The 21,720-nt window shown below is 54.4% G+C and carries 14 protein-coding genes and 3 pseudogenes; 7 read left to right on the top strand and 10 right to left on the bottom strand.

Annotation, left to right across the window (positions count from 1 at the left end; all coding sequences use genetic code 11):
• Positions 1-242: 242 nt before the first annotated feature.
• The 4 genes and pseudogenes from FRY97_RS23460 to FRY97_RS23445 form a co-directional block, all read left to right on the top strand.
• A pseudogene (locus FRY97_RS23460) lies at positions 243-569 on the top strand (zinc ribbon domain-containing protein); the annotation flags it as partial.
• 51 nt (positions 570-620) lie between these two features.
• Positions 621-1,364: pseudogene (locus FRY97_RS23455) on the top strand (DUF6089 family protein); the annotation flags it as partial.
• 132 nt (positions 1,365-1,496) lie between these two features.
• Positions 1,497-2,510 (top strand): annotated as a pseudogene (locus FRY97_RS23450) (DUF6089 family protein); the annotation flags it as partial.
• Positions 2,511-2,714: 204 nt separating this feature from the next.
• Entirely contained in the window at positions 2,715-3,101 is a 387-nt protein-coding gene (locus FRY97_RS23445) for an OmpA family protein (RefSeq protein ID WP_449430064.1), read from the top strand.
• A gap of 399 nt (positions 3,102-3,500) precedes the next feature.
• On the opposite strand, the gene FRY97_RS04160 is transcribed toward FRY97_RS23445, so the two are convergent.
• The 3 genes from FRY97_RS04160 to FRY97_RS04150 all read right to left on the bottom strand — a co-directional run bounded on the left by FRY97_RS04160 (position 3,501) and on the right by FRY97_RS04150 (position 8,620).
• Positions 3,501-6,689 (bottom strand): PKD domain-containing protein, encoded by a 3,189-nt coding sequence (locus FRY97_RS04160; protein WP_147166175.1) that lies wholly within the window; start codon positions 6,687-6,689, stop codon positions 3,501-3,503.
• A 525-nt stretch (positions 6,690-7,214) separates the two neighbouring features.
• On the bottom strand, positions 7,215-7,808 hold the full coding sequence (locus FRY97_RS04155) for an HD domain-containing protein (RefSeq protein ID WP_147166174.1): 594 nt from the start codon (positions 7,806-7,808) through the stop codon (positions 7,215-7,217).
• Between the two features lie 281 nt (positions 7,809-8,089).
• Positions 8,090-8,620 carry a DUF4920 domain-containing protein gene (locus FRY97_RS04150; RefSeq protein WP_147166173.1) on the bottom strand — a complete coding sequence of 177 codons (531 nt, stop codon included), beginning with the start codon at positions 8,618-8,620 and terminating at the stop codon, positions 8,090-8,092.
• Positions 8,621-9,310: 690 nt separating this feature from the next.
• On the opposite strand from FRY97_RS04150, the gene FRY97_RS04145 reads away from it, so the two are divergent.
• From FRY97_RS04145 to FRY97_RS04135, 3 genes are all read left to right on the top strand, one after another.
• Positions 9,311-10,957, top strand: coding sequence for a caspase family protein (locus FRY97_RS04145; RefSeq protein WP_147166172.1), 1,647 nt, complete (start codon positions 9,311-9,313; stop codon positions 10,955-10,957).
• A gap of 300 nt (positions 10,958-11,257) precedes the next feature.
• Positions 11,258-12,448 carry a C40 family peptidase gene (locus tag FRY97_RS04140; protein ID WP_147166171.1) on the top strand — a complete coding sequence of 397 codons (1,191 nt, stop codon included), beginning with the start codon at positions 11,258-11,260 and terminating at the stop codon, positions 12,446-12,448.
• Between the two features lie 13 nt (positions 12,449-12,461).
• Positions 12,462-13,892: a transglutaminase-like domain-containing protein gene (locus FRY97_RS04135; RefSeq protein ID WP_147166170.1), complete on the top strand. Its 1,431-nt coding sequence runs from the start codon at positions 12,462-12,464 to the stop codon at positions 13,890-13,892.
• On the opposite strand, the gene FRY97_RS04130 is transcribed toward FRY97_RS04135, so the two are convergent.
• The 7 genes from FRY97_RS04130 to rpsT all read right to left on the bottom strand — a co-directional run bounded on the left by FRY97_RS04130 (position 13,889) and on the right by rpsT (position 21,585).
• Entirely contained in the window at positions 13,889-14,470 is a 582-nt protein-coding gene (locus FRY97_RS04130; protein WP_147166169.1) for a TetR/AcrR family transcriptional regulator, read from the bottom strand. The genes FRY97_RS04135 and FRY97_RS04130 overlap by 4 nt on opposite strands.
• 14 nt (positions 14,471-14,484) lie before the next feature.
• Positions 14,485-15,555 (bottom strand): 1,2-phenylacetyl-CoA epoxidase subunit PaaE, encoded by a 1,071-nt coding sequence (gene paaE / locus FRY97_RS04125; RefSeq protein WP_147166168.1) that lies wholly within the window; start codon positions 15,553-15,555, stop codon positions 14,485-14,487.
• A gap of 555 nt (positions 15,556-16,110) precedes the next feature.
• Positions 16,111-17,523, bottom strand: coding sequence for a hypothetical protein (locus FRY97_RS04120; RefSeq protein ID WP_147166167.1), 1,413 nt, complete (start codon positions 17,521-17,523; stop codon positions 16,111-16,113).
• 3 nt (positions 17,524-17,526) lie between these two features.
• A complete protein-coding gene (locus FRY97_RS04115) occupies positions 17,527-18,888 on the bottom strand; it encodes a hypothetical protein (protein ID WP_147166166.1) in 1,362 nt (453 codons plus the stop codon).
• On the bottom strand, positions 18,869-19,609 hold the full coding sequence (locus tag FRY97_RS04110; protein WP_147166165.1) for a type III pantothenate kinase: 741 nt from the start codon (positions 19,607-19,609) through the stop codon (positions 18,869-18,871). The genes FRY97_RS04115 and FRY97_RS04110 overlap by 20 nt, the downstream gene beginning before the upstream one ends.
• 7 nt (positions 19,610-19,616) lie before the next feature.
• Complete coding sequence (purH, locus tag FRY97_RS04105; protein WP_147166164.1) at positions 19,617-21,146, bottom strand: bifunctional phosphoribosylaminoimidazolecarboxamide formyltransferase/IMP cyclohydrolase; 1,530 nt, start codon at positions 21,144-21,146, stop codon at positions 19,617-19,619.
• A gap of 187 nt (positions 21,147-21,333) precedes the next feature.
• Positions 21,334-21,585: a 30S ribosomal protein S20 gene (gene rpsT, locus FRY97_RS04100; RefSeq protein WP_147166163.1), complete on the bottom strand. Its 252-nt coding sequence runs from the start codon at positions 21,583-21,585 to the stop codon at positions 21,334-21,336.
• Positions 21,586-21,720: the final 135 nt, after the last annotated feature.

Genomic DNA, 21,720 nt, shown 5'->3' with positions numbered 1-21,720 from the left:
GTGGGTATCTGCGCCGAAAACGGATATAATCAAGTTTTATACCATGGAGCGTAAACTCCTTTGGCCGATTTAAGCGGCTAACCCTGTGTGAGGATGTACTGACGGATAGCCGCTGCTGATGCCTCACCGATAGCGCAAATAAATAACCGTCTGGCCAAAAGGTACGCTCACGCCAAAGGCCCTTAAATAGGGCCGAACGATGTGTAGAGTGCCAAACGTGATCAGTACCTTTGTAAGGTTTTTTGGAATACAAAGCGGATTGGAACGATAAGCAAGTCGTTAAAATCAATCGGTTTTACCCAAGCTCAAAGACTTGTAACGTATGTGGATGTATAAACCAAGGCTTCTTTCGAGCAGCACAGACCTGTGAAACCCGAAGCCCATTTGTCTTTAGCAAATGGGTAGTTCACACTTGCCTACCTGCAGGCAAGAACGCAACGAATTGCAGAATAAAATTGGGCCCATTCAGCCCAAAGGGTAAAATTCCAACACCGCCTAATTCAAATGGTGGTCTGCAATACTTCCTACTATACCCTATAGAACGCTTCTTTCTCCTAAAAACCCAGTAATTTCATAACGGCACGTGCCGTTGCTTGTGAATCGTTAATCCCAAACCGACTATGACAACCACACCATGCCCGACGCGGCTGATCATTTCTTTTATTGCCTTTTTCACTCTATTATGGCCGGCCCCTTCAATTTTTGCGCAAGCTGCCGAAGGGGACAGCACCTCTATGAAGGCAATCCGTGCCCACCAACGGCTTCAAATAGGCTTGCAGGTAGGCGCGTCAAGCGATCACGGGGACCTATCCGGCACCCGGGTTGACGCCCTCCTTTCGCCTGGCCTTGCTTTCGGCGCACTGGCCCGGTACCAAATCAGCCCCAACCTGAGCATACGCGGGAGCATTTGGCGCGGGCAGCTCAGCAGCACAGATGCAGACAATGAGGCGCTCGCCAGCCGGGGCTACAGCTTTGAAGCCGACTATACAGAACTGGCACTGATGGGCGAATGGAATTTCCTGGGCCATAGGCGCTTCTTAAGGAATGGCAAGTTCAAGCCGGGCATTTCGCCCTATATTTTCGCGGGGGCCGGCGCCACTGTCACTAGCCTGGCCACTAGGTTTCAGCAGGAAGAGGGGACCCTGACCGAGGGCGTACAACAGGACCTGCTCAATCAGCGCACCAACCATATCACCATCCCTGTAGGGGCTGGCGTTCAGGCCGATCTAGGCCCATCCTTCGGTTTAGCCATTGAATTTGGGCTGCGCCCGGTGTTCAACGACTACCTTGATGGGCTAAGCCTTGGCGGCGGGCCAAACGCCGACGATTGGTACAGCACCGGCGCCGTGCAGCTGACTTACCGCTTTGGGCCTAAAGACAGCGACCTCGACGGCATCACCGATGCTAAAGATCAGTGCCCACGAGACTGGGGGCTTGCTGCATTTGATGGCTGCCCCGACGAAGGCAGCCGGCCTGAAAAAGACCTTGCCCCGGCTATGGCTGGGCATACCCGTTTTCAGTTTGGGCTACAGGCAGGAGCCGCAAGCGACTATGGCGATATGGCGGGCAGCCGGGCAGAAGCCTTATCTACGCCCGACCTCGCCTATGGTGCCTTCTTGCGCTACCAAGCCGCTCCATCGATCAGCATCAGGGGGCAGGTATTGGCGGGCAGCCTGAGCAGTGCAGATGCGGAAAACGAAAAGCTATCTGCCCGGGGCTACAGCTTTGAAGCGGGTTTTACGGAAGTAGCCCTCTTGGGGGAATGGGACCTGCGCGGCAGCAAAAGGCATGGGAAAGGCGGCCGATATATCCCCATCGTTTCGCCTTATGTATTTGCAGGGGTCGGAGCTGCTTTTACGGATCTGGCCACTGATTTTGCGGGGGAGGAAGGGCAGATCAAGCCCCCTGTACTGGAAGACCTCCGCAATCAGCGCGAGCAGCACGTGGTGTTGCCTTTTGGGGCAGGCCTGCGGGCTGACCTTGGCCAACAGCTCACCCTGGGGCTGGAGTTTGGGCTGCGCCCAGTACTCAACGACTACCTCGATGGGCTGAGCCTTGGCGGCGGGCCAAACGCCAACGACTGGTACAGCACTGCAACCTTGCAAGCCGCTTACCGCTTTGGGGCCAAAGACAGTGACCTGGACGGCATAGCCGACAGAAAAGACGAGTGCCCTGGCCAGAGGGGCCTTGCACAGTTTAATGGCTGCCCAGATACCGACGACGACGGCGTGCCCAACCGGGAGGATAAATGCCCGGACTTAGCTGGCCTGGCCGAAGCACAAGGCTGCCCCGATGCGGATGGCGATGGCATAGGCGACCCATTTGATGAATGCCCCGATGAAGCCGGCCGTGCCGCAACCAATGGCTGCCCAGACCGAGATTTCGATGGCGTTACAGATGCGGAAGACGAATGCCCAGATATTGCTGGCCTGGTGGAAATGAAAGGCTGCCGGGATACCGATAAGGATGGGATAGCGGACCCACAAGACCAATGCCCATATATCCCAGGGGTAGCTGAATTTTACGGTTGCCCAATACCTGACCGCGACAATGACGGCTTTCTCAACGAAGTAGACCGCTGCCCGGATACGCCAGGCACTTTCAACGGCTGCCCAGATACCGACAACGACGGGCTGCCCGATGATCAGGACGAATGCCCCGACCTCGCCGGGCCTAAGGAAAACTATGGCTGCCCGGTCCTCAATGAGGCCGACTTGGTCATCTTGGAGACAGCCATCGATGAGATCAAGTTTACCTCTTCGAGCTACGCCCTGCTCCGCACTTCCTACCCTGTGCTCGGCCAGATAGCTGACCTGATGCGGAAATACCCCACCTACAACCTGGAAATTGCCGGGTATACCGACAACCAAGGCAACGACTTTGCCAATCAACAGCTTTCTGAGTTCAGGGCAAAAGCTTGCTTCGATTACTTGCACAACGAACAGGGCATACCCAAAGAGCGCATGTCATATCGTGGCTTTGGAGAAACCAACCCCAGAGCGACCAACGATACCATTTCTGGCCGCAACCGCAACCGCCGGGTGGAGTTTGACTTGGTCCCCGGCAGTTTGGAAAGGCGCAAAGCCCAAGAACGGAACTGACGGGCACAGCTGAGAGGGTCCGACAAGCAGGGCCTGCCGCTACTTCAGAGTTGGCAGCCCTTGCTTGTGCCTCTTCCCAGTAACCGCAGCATACCCAACGGATAAAATCACAAAGTGACGTCATAACTGGCATGTCCATGTGCAGTGCTCCTGCCCAACAATTTACGGGATACGGATGCCAGCAGATTGATCATTGAAGTACCGGCTGAGGCCAAATCCTTCAGCATTCAAGCGGAAGGCACTATCCAGCCTATGGTTCAGCAGCTCAATCTGCTCCCCCCCCTAATTTTAGAAGCCATGGATTCGAACTGCCCGAAAACCGCTTCCCTATCCGGAAGCTGATGGATAGGATCCCCACCCTTTAAACACAGCGATCAAAAAAGCACCGCACCCCATAGATCAGTTGCCAGCCTTAACCCATTTGAGCAGGGTGTCGCCTACACGCACGAGGTATAGCCCGGGCGGGCAGTGCGGCACATAAAACTCTTTTTGGGCGCCCCTGGCAAGAGCCCTGCCTGCCCAGTCCATTAGCCAAGTCTCCTCAGCAGGCCCATCGTATTCTAAGAAAAGCCAGTCCTGCCCCGGGTTCGGGTAGATCAAAACCTCTTTTCCCGCAACAGCGGTACCCGCTTCCCTACTACTGCCTACGACCGGCGCACAGTCTAACCAGGCCATGCGCTGAGCAGCCACAGCCTCAATAGCCGGCATATTGTCCAAGTGTACCTGGTACTTTGGAGCAGTTGCCGCAAATGGCCCTTCCTGATCTATATCATCAAGCACACCCCAAGAGCCATATATGCTCTCCTGCTGGCCAGCCAGGCTGAAATTTGTTGCCATACGGCAGCCCCAAGCCCGCAGGGAGTCTAGCACATCTTCGTACAATTCGTACATGCTTTCTGTGTGCTGCGCATCCCACATCGCCTGCTGATAAGGGTAAGGAATGCCAAAAACGTTGCCGACGAAGTGCTGCCCTCCTTCATAAGTAATGACCTCCTTGCCATAGACCTGCACGTTGCGGTAATCCTGACGAACCGCCTGACTGAAGCTGCTGAAGCTGTGCCGGGCGTTCGCCATTACATCTGCAACCGTAGCTGAACTGCCTAGCAGGTCCAGCCTCGGTGAGCCAGTCTCCCCATGGTCGAGGCCAAAATAATGTGTAGGCGAGCCAAAGTCCCACTCCTCCTGCGGTAGATGTGCCAAGATGTGCTCATTGAGGTAGTTGAATCCCCCTTGCAGCCCCAAGACCCGTTTGACCCTGCACCGCTCATCACCAAATACTTCATGCCAAATCCGGAATACCCGTTGTGCCTTTACCGCCATAGCCCGGCCATACATCAAGCCCAGAGGGTTGTGCTCCACGTTGTAGTGGGCCTGGTCAAAAATCCAGTTCCAAACTTCATTGCTGTACTCCAAGAATACCATCAGCCCGGGGTCGAGCTCATCATGGAAGAGCTCGGCCATCTGCCGGACATACGCTTCGTCTGCCTGATGGGGCACACACACCCAAATATCTTTCTGCAGGGTATTGGCAAGCTGTATCAATACTTCGTAAGGGGCTCCTGCTGCTGTGCCGTAGGTATAATCTGCTGGCAATGGCCGGCTCCCCCAATCTGTCAGAGGGTTGTTGTTGGTATGCATCATATCCATGAAACGCAGGGATTGAAAAGGCTCAAGGCGCTCTAAGAATTTGTCATAGAAGGGCGCAGCCTGCAGGTCGGCCCCTTCGTCTGCTAGCCTAACCACACGGATATCCCGTACAGGGTCATCTGCTTGGGAGGCCTCAAGATGAAACCAGAAAGTACCATCCGTTTCCAGCTCAAATTGAACCCGGCCGGGCGCTGCGCTCACTGCCCCAAGCGTACCGTGCACGCTCACTTCGCCCACACCCTCGTAAAGCAGTACGTAAGTTTCGCCGGGGCGCATATTCTGCCCTTCCGCCGACACGAAAAAGCGTAGCCGGACGTCCCCTTCGGTTGTTGCCTGAGGGAGCCCGACGGGATAACCATTTTCATCGAAAGCCATTTGCGAGAGCACCGCCTCCGGGTCGTCCAACGACCAGCAACTGCAGTCCGTGGTATAAGGGATTGGGGCGCCCCGGGTATTTTTGAGAAAATTGCGGAACGGCCGGTGCGGCATCCAATCTGCCTGCCCATTGATGTTGGTCCCGATCAGCATCGCTTTGTTGCCCGGGCTCCAACCTTCGCAAGCTGAGCTGTCCACTTGTACCTCAAGCACCCGGCTCTCCGAACAGCCATTTTCGCCCATGACGGCCAGCTCGTACAGGCCTGCGCTCAACCCTGTATGCAGCCCATCCGTGCCCGGTGGCAGGTTTATCCCATCGTGGGCAAGGGTATAAGAAACGCTCTCATTAGGTGTATTAATGCGCAACTGTGCACCGTTTCCAGAGCAATCGGCCATGGCCAAAGCCGTAACGGTAGACAAACAAGGGAAAGTGCCATCCGGGCCGAGCAGGGTAATGGCAGCAAATGCTGTACTTTGCTGCCCAGCCTCATCTGTGACCGTCAGGGAGGCCGTCACCTGCCCTCCGCCATCGGTGTAGGTATGGGCAGCAGTAGGGCCGGCTACAGTGGGGCTGCCATCGCCAAAGTCCCAAAGGTAAGACAGCTCCCCGCCTTCAGGGTCTATGGATGAGCTCCCATCGAACATCAGGGGCAATGGAGCTATGCCTGTAGACTCAGGAGAAACCATGATATTTGCCACCGGTGGTTCATCGACAACAGTATCTTCATCAGGAGCAGCACAGGCAAAAGACCTGGCAAAGCGCACCTCGTCCAAGGAGCTGAAGCCGGGCTGGCTGCCCCCAAAATAGGCCAGGCTCCGGAGCAGGTAAGCTTCCGGGGCTGCAGCTGCTACATCAGGGGCGGAGGGGGGCTGCCCGCCCAGTTCTTCCGGGCTGACAAATAAAGCTGCGTGGGTGGCCCCGGTGTGGAAGGCCAGCCTCAGTACCAAAAGGGCCGATGCCCCCGGAGCAACAGCTGCTGCAGAGGGCAAGACTTCCTCCCCTAGCCTGAGCGACCAACGCGGCTCGCCGTTCACATCAGATGCCTGCCCAAAATACCCAATGCCTATGCGCTGATCGCTGCAAAACTCATAGCTGTTGCACGCTGGCAGATCTGAATTGGTCAGATCGAGATAAGCCGGCGCACCATTGCCAGCATCGTGCCGCAACACCGCGCTCATCCAAAGGGTATCGCCCTGTGGAGCCCCGCCTATATATGGCAGCTCGCCAGAAACAAAATCGGCGAATGCCCCCCCTTCGGAGGTATTGAGCCGCCGCCCCGAAGTCAGGTAAGCCCTGCCACCGCTGACGTAGGCTGTAGAGCTCAGCAAACCATTATAGATTAATGGGTTGCCGGCCTCTACCTGATACCCCGGCAGCAATACATCTTCATTTTGCACCTGCCAGGGGCCTGCCCAGCCCGCACCTCCGGCCTGCCCGTGCAGGGGCTCGCCTGCCGGATAATCAAAGGCGTCGGCAGCCAGCCAAGTACATTGGGCTGTGCTATTGTGAGCGCGTGCTAAGACAAGGGATAGAACCAAGAGGAGGTAGTACAGTAACTTGGGCATAAAGGCGTTTTTTAATCTTTGAGGCCAAGAGCATATTTGGAGCTCGATCCTATTGCAAATCAACGATTTACAACCCTGGCATCTCCGCTAAGCTCAAATTTAGCGGCTCCGCCAGGATCCTCCCGGGCATGCCGGTACAGTAGGCTAGTGCCTTAAGCCATAAATCTCTGATACTTAAGTTGAAGTTATTTTCCGGCTAATCAAGGCGAAGGTTCGCGACTTTAGCCCGAGCTAAAGGAGCGGTTCTTTAACGAAGAGTTAGGCGGAAAAGAACGAAACTTGGGGTGGCAAGGATTTATGGCTTGAGGCACTAGGATAAATCCTTGGCTTTATAACTAAACCGCTATAAAGATACGCAATACCGAAAAAGGGAGAAGGAAAAGAAGCCGATTGGGAGAGGAGAAAGTAGGCAGCCCCTATCTTTCGAACTAGTGAGTGTATTTAGGGGCTGCTTACAGAATTTACGCCTATATCATCAAACTATAGGGTAAACGGCTTGGTGTGCCCCGGCGCTGCTTTGCGCAGTTATTTTTTTTCGTAAGAAGCCACTATATCTTTCAGCTCATTGAGGTAGCGCTGTTTTTTGGGCGCGCGGCGTTTGAGGTTGGTGCGGGTAAAAAAAGAATGGCTCTCGAGGAAACTGACCTGAATGCGGTTCCACTTCTCTTCGCAGGCCAATACTTTGCCCGCTTTCAGCTCTTCGAACAAAGTATTGCCGATATCGTAAAAATCATCGCGGCCGAGATAATCCAGATCGGCATCGCACATAATTTCCTCCAGATAGTTTTGAGGGGCTTGCGGCACCTTGGTCGCCATGATCATGCCACAAATCTGTTCGATCTCTTCTTCGTTATAACCATACCTTGGCAAATGATCGCGGGCAATATTGCAGCCCAGCTGTTCATGCTCTTTGCTATCGATGGTAAAACCAGAATCGTGGAAGAGGGCAGCTGTTTTCAGTAGCATTTCCTCATAGGGGGTCACCTTTTCGTAATAGCACAGCTCTTCTACTGTATACAGCACATCGAGGGTGTGATGTATGCCATGGTAATAAAGCTGGCCATCGAGTTCCGTCTCTAATTTATCTAGGATGAAAGCTTTCGCCGCGTGGAAGTTCATACTTGAGATTTAGTGGCAGTCAGAGGTATGGCGCGCAGGCTACCCTATCATTGTCGCCTAATCATAGCTTATAAGATGGTGGTTTCAGCGCAAAGAATCAAGGCAGCAGCATTAGACTGCACAGAAATAACTGATAACCAACGACATTTAGCCATAGAAACCCTGTAACGGCTGAGCACCGCCATTTATTTCAATGCAACCGGCAAATCTGACACTACAAGCCAGCAGTAAAGCTGGCCTGTAGTGCTTTGCTTGCGTTCAGGGCATCGATCTGGCAGCGCTTACTCCTTCACAAGCAGCACGCCGCTAGCCAAGAACTTGGTTTCCCGTTTCGGCTCAGTGATGGACGCGATCTCTTCTGCCGACTTGCCCGCATCTTCTGCATAGTGGCGCAGCTCGTCGACGGGGGTCTCCTCCGTGAAGGCAAAACCTTCCATAATGACTTTCTTGCCCGCGATATCCTTAGGCATAAAGAAGCCGTAATCCTTGAAACGGACCATGATGGGCTCTTGCCCTTCATCATCAGATGCAATAGTCATCCAGCAGCCTTTGGCCTGGCATACTTCCTCTACAACGCCAGTGAATTTAACGGCCACGGAGTCAGCCTCCGCTTCTGCCATTTTCAGCTGTAGGTCCTGGTAAGAAATGGTGCCTTCTGCATCAATTTCCTCCCCAAAGGATTCATAGGTAGGGACAGCGGCCTGCTCTGTTGCAGCTGGCTCAGTTTGTGCTGTTTCGGAGTTCGCAGCCTCGTTGCTGCAAGAAAAGAGCGCGGCAGCACAGAAGCCTGCCAAGAATGTTTTTTTCAACATGTTTGTGTTTTTTAAGTGCGAAACCGCCCCGGCTTCCTGCCCGGAGCAGACTGCAAAGATAGGCGCTTCCCAACGGAAATGAAAGTGGGGGGCTGCAGGCAGCGCAAAAAGCAGGGCATGAACGCTTAGGCGTAGCCCATCTGCCCGGGCGCAAACCAGATTGCCATTTTTTTGAAGGCCTGCCCCCTCCGCAAGGATAGGGGCCTGCCCCTGCCTGCCGGCAGGTGCCGCTATGCTCCGGGGCTCGCTGTCCGCTCGGCCTTATCAGGCCTGCCGCCCCTTCGCAGCGCTAGGCCAATGCCAGGCTAAAGCCCAAAAAGGTAAACGCCTGCGACATGATGGCTCACGCCCATCTGCATTATGCAAGCGAAGCCTTGATATTGATGATTTGCTAATATTTCATTAAAAGATAGGTGGGGCTGCAATACGGGAGCCCAGGATTCAGTTTTGAATGGCGTAATTCGAGCCAGCGCGCTGCTTTTCCTAACGTAAACTTCTGCCCCCTATATGGCATACCCCCTACTCCTCATATGCTCTGCAGCTACGGCCTGCTTTACAGGAAAAACCGTTTCCTTCTGACAGCCGCTCATGCAGCGCATTAGCAATCACCGCTCCCCAATCGTTTGGGGCGGCCTAAACCTTCGGGGAGCGGTATCCATTCCCTTTTGAACCAAAAAACATTAAGCAATCATGAGGAGGGCTGCATTTACTATTCTTTGCGTTTTTTTTCTTTCCCCCTGGCTGTCCCAGGCGCAGATCAATTGCTTGGACGGCAACTGCATCGATGGCAAAGGGGCCTGCATCTATCCCAGTGGCGCACGCTATGAAGGGCAGTTCCGGGACGGGAAGCCTCAGGGCAAAGGGGCGTTGTTTTTTTCCGATGGGCGTGAATACCAAGGCGACTGGAAAGACGGCTACAAGGAGGGCCGTGGCATCCTCACTTACCCCAACGGGGACAAGTACACTGGAGACTTTATCGACAATAAATTCCATGGCAAAGGCATTATGGCCTACGCCAATGGCAACCGCTACGAGGGCAGGTGGGTCAACGGGCAGCAATCTGGCAAAGGCTCGTTCTACTTTGCGAACGGGGACCGTTACGAAGGCGGCTTCATGGCCGGGCAATTCAACGGTATAGGAGAAATGGCCTATTCGGACGGCTCTGTCTACGATGGGCAGTGGAAAGACAACGAGCGGCACGGCAGAGGGCACCTTTCCTTCCCCGATGGGGAGGAGATCACCGGGGAATGGGCCAATGGGCAATACCTGGCCGATTGGAGCAAATACGGCTATCAAGGGGACACCTCGGCCCTGCGCAACTGCAATGCTATAGACTGCGCTTCGGGCAAAGGCAAATTCCGCTACCAAGATGGCTCCCTTTACGTTGGGGATTTTTTCCAAGGGCAGCCTGAAGGGCAAGGCACCGTCTTTTACCATAGCGGGAGCCGCTACGAGGGCAGCTGGAAAGCCCATACGCCTCATGGCAGGGGGGTAATGTACTATGCTAGCGGCCGGGTCGTAGGCGCGATATGGGACTTTGGCAAGCCAGCCAAAAAGCTGTTTGTAGAAGGAGGGCTGGACAATCAGCCGATGGTCACCGTTGAGCGAGACCCACAGGTGAAAATCTGGGCGGTGGTCGTAGGTGCAGCCTCCTATACTTACATGCCAGCACTGAGGTATACTGATGATGATGCCTACCAGCTCTACGCTTTCCTGAAAAGCCCGCAGGGCGGCGCACTGCCCGACGATCAAGTGCGGCTGCTCATCGACGAGGACGCTACTTACCGCAACATCAAGGAAGCTATGCGCACCACTTTCATGCGGGCCGACGAGAACGATGTCATCCTGTTTTACTTCTCTGGCCATGGGCTGCAGGGCTCTTTCCTGCCCGTAGACTACGATGGCTACCACAATCAGCTAAGGCATGAGGACATCAAATTCCTCTTGGAGAACAGCAAAGCCAAGCACAAAGTCGTTTTGGCGGATGCCTGCCACTCGGGCAGCCTATTGGCTAGGCGCAGCGCTGCGGGCAGCGACCTTAGCCGCCTTTACCAAGCCTTCGAAAACACAAAAGGCGGCCTGGCACTGCTTATGTCCTCTAAAGGCGAAGAGTATTCCCTAGAAGATGGGGGGCTGCGCTCTGGCATCTTCAGCCATTTCCTGATCCGCGGGCTAAAGGGGGAAGCAGACCTCAACCACGACCTCATTGTCTCCATACAAGAGCTTTTCGATTATGTGCACCAGCAAGTACGGCGGTACACAGGCAATGTGCAGACGCCTACCCTGACTGGGCACTATGACCAAAAAATGCCCGTTGCTGAGGTCCGTAAGGATTAGAAGCGGTAGAAGCAGAGGTGCCTATTCCTAAGCCAAACGGCAAGGGCCTAAAGGGAAATGCCGCATGCGTTCAGGCCTTATCCGTCAATAGGGCGTGATCGGACTAGCGCTGCGGAGGGGTGGCAAGCCCGATAGGGCCGAGCGGATAGCGAGCCCCGCAGCATAGCGGCACCTGCCTGCTGGCAGGGGCAGGCCCATCCTCCCCCAAAAAAAAACGACAATCTGGCTCGCGCCTCTTTGAGCTGGCCTCGACAATGGCACAGGATTCCCAAACAAAACTCCTATCTTCCCATCAAAAATATGCGGAAACCTACAGCTTTACTGCTCCTGTTGCCTCTCATTTTCACTCAGTGCCAGGCACCCGGCACTGAAGAAGCCCCGCCTGCTGAGCTGTCCGCTTTCGTTGACAGCCTGCGGTTGGTTTATGCCCCAGATAAGCGGGTGGCCATCTTCAACACCACCATCGCCCCGGCCGAAGGCGGGGGCTGGGAGGTAACAGGGGAGACCAACTTCCCAGAGGCCCGGGAAGCATTGCTCAGCGGGCTCCAACAGATGGGGCATACCGGGCAGATAAGCCTGCTGCCCGAAACCGCCTTGGAAGGCAAGGCCCACGGGGTAGTATCCCTGACCGCTGCCAACATCCGGTCCAACCCAAAACATGCTGCGGAGCTGTCTACTCAGGCGCTGATGGGCACCCCACTGAGGGTCTACAAAAAAGAGGGCGGCTGGTACCTGGTGCAGACCCCCGACGGCTACCTTGGCTGGCTGGACAGCGGTGGTTTTCAGCTGATGAGCGAATCGGAGGCTGAGGCCTTCCGGTCGGGGGAAAAAGCCGTATTCCTGCCCGATTTCGGGTTTGCCTACGCTGCCCCTGGCAGTCAGCAGGTCGTCACCGATCTGATAGCAGGCAATATTGTGCAACAACTTGGAAGAGCGGGGGGCTATCTGCACATCAGACTGCCCGATGGGCGCGAGGGGTATATCTTGGCCGACCAAGGCATGGGCTGGGATGACTGGCTAGAAAGCCGCAGCCCTACTCCGGAAAACATCCTGGCCACAGCCGAGCGGTTCACTGGCCGCCCTTACCTTTGGGGCGGCACCTCTGGCAAAGGGGTGGACTGCAGCGGGTTTACCAAAACCGTATTTTTCCTCAACGGGCTGATGCTACCTCGAGACGCTTCCCAACAGGTCAATAGTGGGGTCGAAGTGCCGACGGATACCACCTTTGCCAGCCTACAGCCCGGGGATTTCCTATTTTTTGGCCGTAAAGCCACTGCCCAGCAGCCAGAAAAAATCACCCACGTCGCCATTTATAAAGGCGACGGCAAAATCATACATGCTTCTGGTCATGTCCGTACGGAAAGCCTCAAAAGAGGAGCCCCCTCCTTTAACGAGTACCGCCTGAGCAGTTTTGTCCGTGCCAAACGGATGCTGACCTCAGCCCCTGCAGAGCACGGCGTGCTGCCCGTTTCCCAATTGTCCAGCTATTAACTCCCCCAGATTTATGCGCTACCTGATTCTTTTTCACCTTTTTGCCTTCCCCTTTGCCCTATTGGCCCAAACCGGGCTGCCAGAAATCGACGAAGCCATACGTACCGGCCATTTTGGCCAGGCCCAACAGCAGATCGCCAGCTATATTGCCCAAGCCCACCCTGAGCCCCTGGCCGCTGTAGCGCTTGAGCTGCAGTCTGCCCTGCTCGACCGCATCAAACTGGACTTCAACCGGGACGAAGCCTATGTACGGAAAACCCTGCAGCCTTATTTCCCGGAGCTTAGTGCTGAACAACTGCAGCAGTGGGAAGAAAGCGGCGTATTGGAAATGCGGATTATCGAGGGGGAAAAACGCTACTTCCGTAATGCCGTTTGGAACCTCCTGCGGGTAGACTCCCTGGCCAAAGCGAGAAAACTGGCCATAGACGGCCCCGGGGACAAAGGGCTGGACCACTTTCTGAGCAGCTACCTGCCGGGGGCGGTAGAAGCCGTACAGGCTCGCGCTACCGCCACGGTACGCCCAAAGGAAATCAAAGTAGCCTATACCCTGACCGTAAAGCCCGATGCCGTGCCAGATGGAGAAGTGGTGCGTGCATGGCTCCCTTACCCCCGTACCTCCCGCAGCAGGCTGGGCTCGGTCAAGCTGCACAAAGTCAGCGAGCCTCACTATGTCCTTTCGCCCATGGGCTACCCCCACAGTTCCATTTATATGGAGAAGGCTGCCAAAGCTGGGGAGCCCACTGTTTTTTCTTACCGGCTCACGTATACCGCATACGATGAATGGCATGACCTGCTCAGCCTCAAAGCGGAACCTTATGACACCACCTCCCGCCTTTTTCGGGAGTTCACCGCAGAGCGGGAGCAGCACATCCGGTTTACCCCAGAAATAAAAGCCCTGGCAGATGACATTATTGGGGGCGCAGAAGAGCCGGTGCTCAAGGCGTGGCTGATTTATCAGTGGATAGGGCAAAATATACCTTGGGCGAGTGCCCTGGAATATTCCACCATGCCCAACATCCCCGCTTACTGCCTGGAAAACCGGCGGGGCGACTGTGGCATGAAAGCACTGCTTTTCATCACCCTATGCCGCTACGCAGGCATACCTGCCAAGTGGCAGAGCGGATGGTTCCTCTATCCTGGGCACAAAAACCTGCACGACTGGGCTGAGCTTTACTTTGAAGGGATTGGATGGGTGCCTGTAGATCCTGATTTCAACATACAGGACATACCGGGCTCGCCTTTTGCCTCCCGCTTCTTTTTTGGGGGAGCAGACGCCTACCGCTTTATCGTCAATGATGATTTTTCAGGGCCGTTCTTCCCTGCGAAGGTTTACCCAAGAAGCGAAACGGTAGACTTCCAACGTGGGGAAGTGGAATGGAAGGGCGGCAACCTCTACTTCAACCAATGGTGGTATAATATGGAAGTCACTCACCCGGAGCCTTAAGGGCGGAGGGCTTGCAGTATGAAAGCTGTCAGCTCATCTTCAACATTTGCAGCAGTCAACGGCCTCCCGGGCTGAAACCAGTCGTAGACCCACCGGACGGAAGAAAAGAGGGTGTATAAAGCGATGTTGGGGTCCATTTGCCGAAACTCCCCTTCCTCCATGCCTGCCAGCAAAATGAGGCGGAAGCGCTGTTCATAATCCCTTCGCAGGGATTTGAACTCTGACAGGAAAGGCTCATTGAGGTGGCGCCATTCATCATTGAACGCAGTGACGGAAGTAGCGTCTTCCATAGCAGTGCGCACATGCAAGCGCAACAGCGCTTCTACCTTGGCCATTGCAGTGCTTTGGGCCTGCTCTACCTCTTCCATGCCTGAACGGAAACGGTGCGCATTTTCGAAGCAGATTTCCCGAAGGATTTCCTCTTTAGAAGAGATGTGGTTGTACAGGCTCGATGCCTTCAAGCTGACGGCTTCTGCCAGATCTCGCATAGAAGTAGCAGAGTACCCTTTGTCACGGAACAAACGGGCTGCAGCTTCTTTGATCTGTTCTTTCTTTTCCGGTTTTCGGATCTGTGGCATAAGGCTGTAAATTATCAGGCGTCAAAATCAACCGTCACTTCATCGGTTTTAGGGTGGGCTTGGCAGGTCAGCACATATCCAGCTTCCACCTCTTCCGGCTCGAGGGCGTAGTTGACATCCATGTATACCTCGCCTGCCGTAACTTTGGCCCTGCACGTGCTGCACACCCCACCCTTGCAAGCGTAGGGCAAGTCGGCCCCAGCTTTCAGCGCTCCATCGAGTATGTTCTCTGCGTTGGAAGATAATGGGAACTCCATGGCATTGCCATCCAGCACAATTGTGACCTTAGCCTCTACATCCGCCTGTTTTTCCTGCACCTTTGGCTGTGGCGGCAGCTGGGCTTTGCCCGTTGTGAACAGCTCAAAGTGGATTTTTTTCCGGTCTACCCCTTTGCTTTTCAATACCTCAGTGATGGCATCTGTCATCGCTTGTGGGCCGCAGAGGAAGAATTCGTCTACTTGGCTGAGGTCGATGAGTTTGTCGCACAGCAACCCTGCTTTTTCACCGGTGATGCGGCCTGTGAACAGTGGGCTGCCTAGCTTTTCCCGGCTCAGCACATGGAAAATACGAAGGCGCCCCATGTACTCGTTCTTGAGCCCTTCGATGTCTTCCCGGAAGATGATGCTATCTACCCCGCGGTTCCCGTAAAAAAGCGTGAAGGTGCTTCTGGGCTCTTCTTCCAGTACAGCCTTTAGGATGGCCCTGACCGGTGTGATGCCGCTGCCCGCTGCAAAAGCTACATATTGTTTAGCATTGGCCGGGTTGGGCTGATTGTGGAAGCGCCCCATCGGGGTCATCACCTCTAGGGTATCCCCGTGTTTCAACTGCTCATTGGCAAAGGTAGAAAAGCGCCCTCCGGGCACTTTTTTGACAGCTACCCGCAGCTCTCCGTCCGAAGGGCTGCTGCAGATGGAATAGGAGCGCCTGACCTCTTCCCCACCGATCTCTGCCTTAAGGGTAAGGTACTGCCCCGGCAGGTACTCATAAGCCTCGCGCAGGCCCGGCGGCAGATCGAAGGCAACGGAAACACATTCTTCCGTTTCCCTGCGCACATCTTTCACTTTAAGGTTGTGGAACTTAGGCATACAGTGCAGTTTACCATGGTAACAAAACGAATGAACGTTCGTTTGCAAATATACAGAAAATAACGGTACGGCTTGCGGTAAGGACTCCGGCTAATCCTGTTATTCAGAAACCTGACTTTTTCACTTTCTTGGGCTTTGGTTGCAAGCCTGCTTTTCTAAATTAGCCTGCCAAGCAAATGAATACAGCTTGTACTATTTTCATACTAAGCGATTTTAGATGGCCAGGGCTTTTGCCCTGGCCTTTTTGGTAGTGCTCTGCCGGGCCTATGCAGTGGAAAAATGGACTGTTCACAACTACATCCTGGTTTTCAAGGCGTAGCGCAGGCAGGAAAGCGCCCATTTCACCCTTCAAGGGGCCCCGATGCATCAACGCTAGCACCCTAAGAGCGGAAGCCGGCACAAGCCGCGCCCAAAGGTCTGCCGGCTTGCCAATCTCCAAGTTATAAACCTCCGAGCGCTGATTGCGGGAGCCTGACATACAAAAGCACCCTGCACGGTTATAGCCATGCAGGGTGCTTCAAAAGTTGCCTCCTTTCAGAAGGAAAACAAAGGCATTTAGTCCTTGAATCGGACGGTCACCGACTCTCCGATGCCACATCCGACAGATACGCTCTGCCCTTCCTTCACGCCGCGCATAAAGCCGTCCTGACGGGCAGGCATAGCATCGTAATATTGCCCAAGGCGCTTGTCCGCATCTTCTGCCACATCACCGTCCACCGATTTTGCGTAGCGGTATTTCTCCATTGCCGCCAAGATAGCCAGGCGCGAGGTCCAGTCGTCGCAATTGCGGCCCAGCTTGGCATAGCTATCGCCAATGAGCAGGTAAGGGCGCCCCCAGCCGGAGCGCAAGCTAGCTGCTTTCCGTGCTGCAGAAAGGGCAGCGCCGGCGTTATTTTTACGGTAAAGCTGAATAGAGGCAATGCTGTAGTAAATCTGAGCGCGGCCCTCGTCGTCCATTTCGGAGTCAGCATCCAGACATTCCTGATAGCGGGAAAGCGCTAAATCGTAGTCGCCCTCCTTCTGCAGCTGAGTGGCATCGTAGCAAGGGTTGCGCTCCCGGCGGACCAGCTCCAGAGAGTCATTGATAATTTTGGCCATCTGCTCGTAGTTGGTACGCAGGTCGATCATGAAGGTCTCGGTCGTATCACAGCCTTGCTGACGGAGCTTCACATATACGTATTTTACGACCTCGAGGTCGTTAGGGTTCTCTTCGTACTGCGGCATCAGCTTTTTGCGGAAGTAGCCACAATCGAACACCTGATCTTCAATTTCCTTGAAGTGGCTGTCCATACGAGCCTTGGCTGCTTCGTAGTATTCACCGTAAGAGCTGTTGTTGGCGATATTGTGTTCAGCGACTTCCTCCAGCTTGGTGTATATCTGCTGAGCTTCTTCCTGCCCTACCTTATTGGTTTTGAAGAAATAAACCAGCACCTGTGCCATAGGCTCGAGCAGGATATACTCTGCGTCCTTCCCGCCTTTATCGAGGGCGGCTTTGAGCGCATCGTAAGTAGCCTGCCGATAACCGTACTCCGGCATATAAAACATATCGTACCCCTTGCGGCCCAGCAAGAAGGCTTCGTTTTTGTAGCACTCGATCTCCTGAGCGTAAAGGTTCATAATCTGCTCGCCGAGCTGTTTTTTCTCCTCAGCATCAGAAGACTTGTTGTAAAGGACCTTCAGGAGGTCTCGCCCATCAGAATAATGAGAAGGGCGCTGCCCATCGGCAGCAGGAGCCATTTCGTAAGCTTTCTTCCAGTTTTCGTAGGCAATATTGAACTCTTCCGCGCTCAGCTGTTCCAGGTCTGCCACCGTTTTACCGTTTACGATCCCACGGTAAAGTACGTGCGCATTAGTCGCCTCCTCTTCAAAAGGCTTTCCGGTCCAGGTATCGCATTGCGCCAAGGCAGCAGTTTGCCCAAAAAGAGCGGCAAGCGCGAATGCAACCAATGAAAAACGTAACTCTTTCATAGTTTAATTAAATTTTCGTTTGAAGAACCAAGTGTTATCATTTAAAGTAAATCCAAGAGTCATATTGATGTAGGTTTCCCTAAGGCCCTCTGCCACGCCAAAGCGGCCGGCCTCAACGGCGAAGTTGACAAAAGAGGTGCGCTGCCGGGGCAGGATAATGGGAAAGCCCAGCCCAAGGGTAAGGCCATAATCCAAAAGCTGATCGCCCGAGAATTGCCGGGGGTCTTGCCCGTAGAACATGCCCACACGGTACCTCACCCGTGCCAGGTAGCTGTTGTAGGAAAGGTAGTCGGGGATGAACTCTGCCCCTGCCCGCACCTCCCAGGTATCTGCCAGGTTTTGGGCAGACTGCCCTTCGTTTTCGTAATTGCTCCACTGCTGCATACCCAGCTCAACACCCAAGCGCCATTTGTTGACCTCCTGATAGCTCAGCCCTACCGCAAACTCAGCCGGGAGGCGCCCGGTGCCAGCTACGCCGCTTTCATTGAACAAGGTATCAATCACAAAAGGGGCTCCAAAGTTCAAGTTATAGCGCTCGCCAAAGCGGCTTGCATCCGTATTGAAGTCATTGCCGCTACTGCCGTGGACGCCCAGGATCAACCGTTTGCCCGAAGGCTCCTCTTCGCCCTTGCTATTGATTTTTTTGAACTCATAGGTATACTGCGCCCCGAAGCGCCAGAACAAGCCATTGATGGTCAGCTGATCTTCGAACTGCGTGGTGTAGGCGAGGTCGAGGCTATCGAACTCTACCAGGCGGGTATTGGTTATTGTGCCCCAGTTGTAGCCCAGGGTGACGCCAGCTGAGACCGGGCCGTACTTGACGCCATTGCCCCAAGAGAGGCGGTATGTTTCACCTGCACCGATCAGGAAATTGGTGCTCTGCCCTGCGCCATCTACCTGCTGCGTGGTTTCCACATTGTAGCCTACTGTAGAATAAGGCTGCAGCGTAAAAGCCATGCCCAGGCCAAAGGGCGCTTCCCTACGGTCCAAGACCTTATTGATGGGATTGACCAATGGGAAGGCCAAGGATAGATGGGTAAGGTTGCCGCTCCACAGGCTCTGCTTGGCGTCATCCGTTGCAAGCTCTCCGAAGCGGGCGTTCAGGCCGACATCGAATGCGGTCGCTTTCAGCTGAGAGAGGGAGGCCGGGTTGAGGACATTGGCGTGGAAAGGGTCATGGTAAGCCGCGCTCAGCCCCCCCTGCCCTGCCTGAACAGGGAAGTAAAGGTTGTTGAAATCTCCGAGCCCGAAACGGGAATATGGAGAGTTGATTTTAGGATTGAGCGTGGTAGTTTGAGCGGAAACCGCCCAGGCTGTGCTCAAGACAACCGCCACTGCGAAAAATCTACTCCGAAAGCTCGACATTATAGGATAATATTTTATTCAGCCCTAATAAGACTAAATTTGGATTCACGAATATCTGGCTTTTCAGCTTTTCAGCCAAAAAGGAGGCATCTCCTCCTGTTGCGATGACCTGACAAGGCCCGAGCCATGCTTCTGCTTTTTGGCGGAAGCCCTGCAACTCGAACACGGCCCCCCAGCCTGCACCGTTTTTCATGGCATCAGCGGTAGATTGCCCATACCAGCTGTCATGTCCTGTTTCAGCATCGTTCAGTTGTGGCAGCCTTGCGGTAAAATGGTGCATGGCCTGAAGGCGCATACGGATGCCGGGGGCAATATTGCCGCCAAGGTAGCCTTTATCAGGGTGTACCAAGTCCAAGGTCATGCAAGTCCCTGCATCGGCCACGATACAGGGCTGCCCAGGGAAAAGTGCTGCTGCACCGACAACAGCTGCGATGCGGTCTTTCCCCAAAGTTGTGGGTGTTTCATACTGATTGGCAATGGGCAAGTTGGTTTCAGGGCTAAGCTCGATGAAGCGGAATCGCCTCCTAAGGCGCGCCCTCTCTTCCGGGGGCAAAGCTTTTGCCACCGATGATAAGATGATATTTTCAGCCCTATGGTTGGTTGCAAGGTTAAAAAAGTCAGGGGCATCGGCTGAAGCCCAAGCTTCAGACCACAACAGGCTACTGCCTTTGAACAGCGCCGCCTTGATGCGCGAGTTTCCGATGTCGATGGCCAAGTTCAACCGCCTCCTAGTGTTTGAAGTGGCGGATGCCTGTAGTCACCATAGCCATGCCATGAGCATCGCAGTAAGCCACGCTGTCCTTGTCGCGGATAGAGCCGCCAGGTTGTATGACGGCAGTGATGCCAGCGGTATCGGCTATCTCGACACAATCCGGAAAAGGGAAAAAAGCATCAGAGGCCATGACCGCGCCCTCCAGGCTGAACCCGAAAGCCTTTGCTTTCTCTATCGCCTGCTTCAGTGCATCTACCCGAGACGTCTGCCCGCACCCCATACTGAGGAGCTGCTGCCCCCGGGCCAGCACAATGGTGTTCGACTTGAGGTGCTTAGCGCACTTGTTGGCGAAGAGCAGATCGGCCACCTCTTGGGGTGTAGGCTGCTTTTGGGTCACTACAGTAAGCTCCCCGGCTGCCTCTATTTTAAGGTCTGTATCCTGCTCGATCACACCATTGAGCAGGCTCTTGAAGCTGCGTGGCTGTGCGGCATAATCCTTGATGCGCAGCAGGATCCGCTTTTTCTTTTGCGTGAGCAGCTCCAGGGCGTCTTCATCAAAGCCCGGGGCAATAAGGACTTCGTAGAAGATGTTGTCGATCTCCTCTGCGGTAGCCCGGTCTATTGTGGCATTCGCCATCAGTATGCCGCCGAAAGCGGAAACGTTGTCTGCTGCCAGGGCTGCTTTCCATGCTTCCAAGATGGTGGGGCGGGTCGCAACACCGCAAGAGTTGGTATGCTTGAGGATGGCGAAGGTAGGCGCATCGCCTTTGAACTCGCGCACCAAGCCCACTGCCGCATCGATATCGACCAGGTTATTGTATGACAAAGCTTTGCCGCCAATAATGTCGAACATATCTTCCAGGTTGCCGTAGAACACGCCCGCCTGATGAGGGTTTTCGCCGTAGCGCAGAGCAGTGGCCTGCCCAATAGAGTGCTTGAAAGCAGCCCCCGGCTCCTCTTCCCGGTTGAAGTAGTTGAATATAGCAGTATCGTAGTGGGAAGATACCATAAACGCTTCCCTAGCCAGGGCCTGCCGGTCCGCAAGAGTGGTCACGCCATCCTGATCCTTCAGAAGGCGGAGCAGGGCAGCATAGGCTGATTGAGAAGGGACGACGGCCACATCCTTATAATTTTTTGCAGCTGCCCGGATGAGAGAGATGCCGCCAATATCAATTTTTTCAATGATGGCAGCCTCGTCATCGGTGGCGGCTACGGTCTGCTCAAAGGGGTACAAATCGACGATTACCAAATCGATTGCCGGTATTTCATATTGCCCGAGCTGTGAAAGGTGGCTTTCCTCCCGGCGCGCCAGTATGCCGCCAAACACTTTGGGGTGGAGGGTCTTCACCCGGCCATCCAAAATGGAAGGGTAGGAAGTAAGGTCTTCAACAGCCGTCACCTCTGCCCCCAAGCTTTCGATAAAGCCTTGTGTGCCACCTGTGGAGTAAATCGTTACGCCGAGCCGCTTCAGCTCAGCGACAATTGGCTCGAGGCCCTCTTTATGAAAAACAGAAATGAGTGCGGATTCAATCTTTTTGCTTGCCATGGCTGTGGTTGTATGAAAAGGAGGTGCAAAGGTAGTTATTGAACCGCACTTGACAAAGGTTGGCAGCCGGCTGAAATAGCAGGATTTACGAGGGGCAGGGGCCAACACAAAAAAGTGTACCCTTGGGTGGTCCAAGAATACACTTTTCGCTGCTCTCGCAGCTAAATGGCGAAAGCGTCCGGGCTGATTACAGGCCGTTGACGTGGCGCATCAGCTTGCTCTTCAGGTTGGAAGCTTTGTTGTCGTGCCAAGTGCCACGGCGGGCCAGGCGGTCAACCATGCTGATAACCTTTGGGAGGAATTTTTCAGCCTCTGCTTTGTCTTCCATCTCGCGCAGGGTGCGGATAGAGGTACGGGTGGTCTTTTTGTAATAGCGGTTGTGCAGGCGGCGCTTAGCCTCCTGACGGATACGCTTCTTGGATGACTTGTGATTCGCCATTTTGTATCTTGAGTTTTCTTAAATGCTACTTATTTTAAAAGAGACGCAAATTTAAGGTTTCTTTTCGAATTGCAAAAGCCTGGCGCTCTTTTTAATTACAAAGGCAAAGACTGATGGGGCTGGGCGGATAAAAGG

This window comes from Phaeodactylibacter luteus (assembly GCF_007993045.1).
Taxonomy (GTDB): Bacteria; Bacteroidota; Bacteroidia; order Chitinophagales; family Saprospiraceae; genus Phaeodactylibacter; species Phaeodactylibacter luteus.
Note: the sequence above shows the minus strand (reverse complement) of the source record. Positions and strands in the feature narration are given on the sequence as shown.

What these genes read in the sequence shown, in the direction of transcription:
- FRY97_RS04160 (WP_147166175.1), bottom strand. Translation starts at nt 6,689, where the DNA reads ATGCCCAAGTTACTGTACTACCTCCTCTTGGTTCTATCCCTTGTCTTA.
- FRY97_RS04155 (WP_147166174.1), bottom strand. Translation starts at nt 7,808, where the DNA reads ATGAACTTCCACGCGGCGAAAGCTTTCATCCTAGATAAATTAGAGACG.
- FRY97_RS04150 (WP_147166173.1), bottom strand. Translation starts at nt 8,620, where the DNA reads ATGTTGAAAAAAACATTCTTGGCAGGCTTCTGTGCTGCCGCGCTCTTT.
- FRY97_RS04145 (WP_147166172.1), top strand. Translation starts at nt 9,311, where the DNA reads ATGAGGAGGGCTGCATTTACTATTCTTTGCGTTTTTTTTCTTTCCCCC.
- FRY97_RS04140 (WP_147166171.1), top strand. Translation starts at nt 11,258, where the DNA reads ATGCGGAAACCTACAGCTTTACTGCTCCTGTTGCCTCTCATTTTCACT.
- FRY97_RS04135 (WP_147166170.1), top strand. Translation starts at nt 12,462, where the DNA reads ATGCGCTACCTGATTCTTTTTCACCTTTTTGCCTTCCCCTTTGCCCTA.
- FRY97_RS04130 (WP_147166169.1), bottom strand. Translation starts at nt 14,470, where the DNA reads ATGCCACAGATCCGAAAACCGGAAAAGAAAGAACAGATCAAAGAAGCT.
- paaE (WP_147166168.1), bottom strand. Translation starts at nt 15,555, where the DNA reads ATGCCTAAGTTCCACAACCTTAAAGTGAAAGATGTGCGCAGGGAAACG.
- FRY97_RS04120 (WP_147166167.1), bottom strand. Translation starts at nt 17,523, where the DNA reads ATGAAAGAGTTACGTTTTTCATTGGTTGCATTCGCGCTTGCCGCTCTT.
- FRY97_RS04115 (WP_147166166.1), bottom strand. Translation starts at nt 18,888, where the DNA reads ATGTCGAGCTTTCGGAGTAGATTTTTCGCAGTGGCGGTTGTCTTGAGC.
- purH (WP_147166164.1), bottom strand. Translation starts at nt 21,146, where the DNA reads ATGGCAAGCAAAAAGATTGAATCCGCACTCATTTCTGTTTTTCATAAA.
- rpsT (WP_147166163.1), bottom strand. Translation starts at nt 21,585, where the DNA reads ATGGCGAATCACAAGTCATCCAAGAAGCGTATCCGTCAGGAGGCTAAG.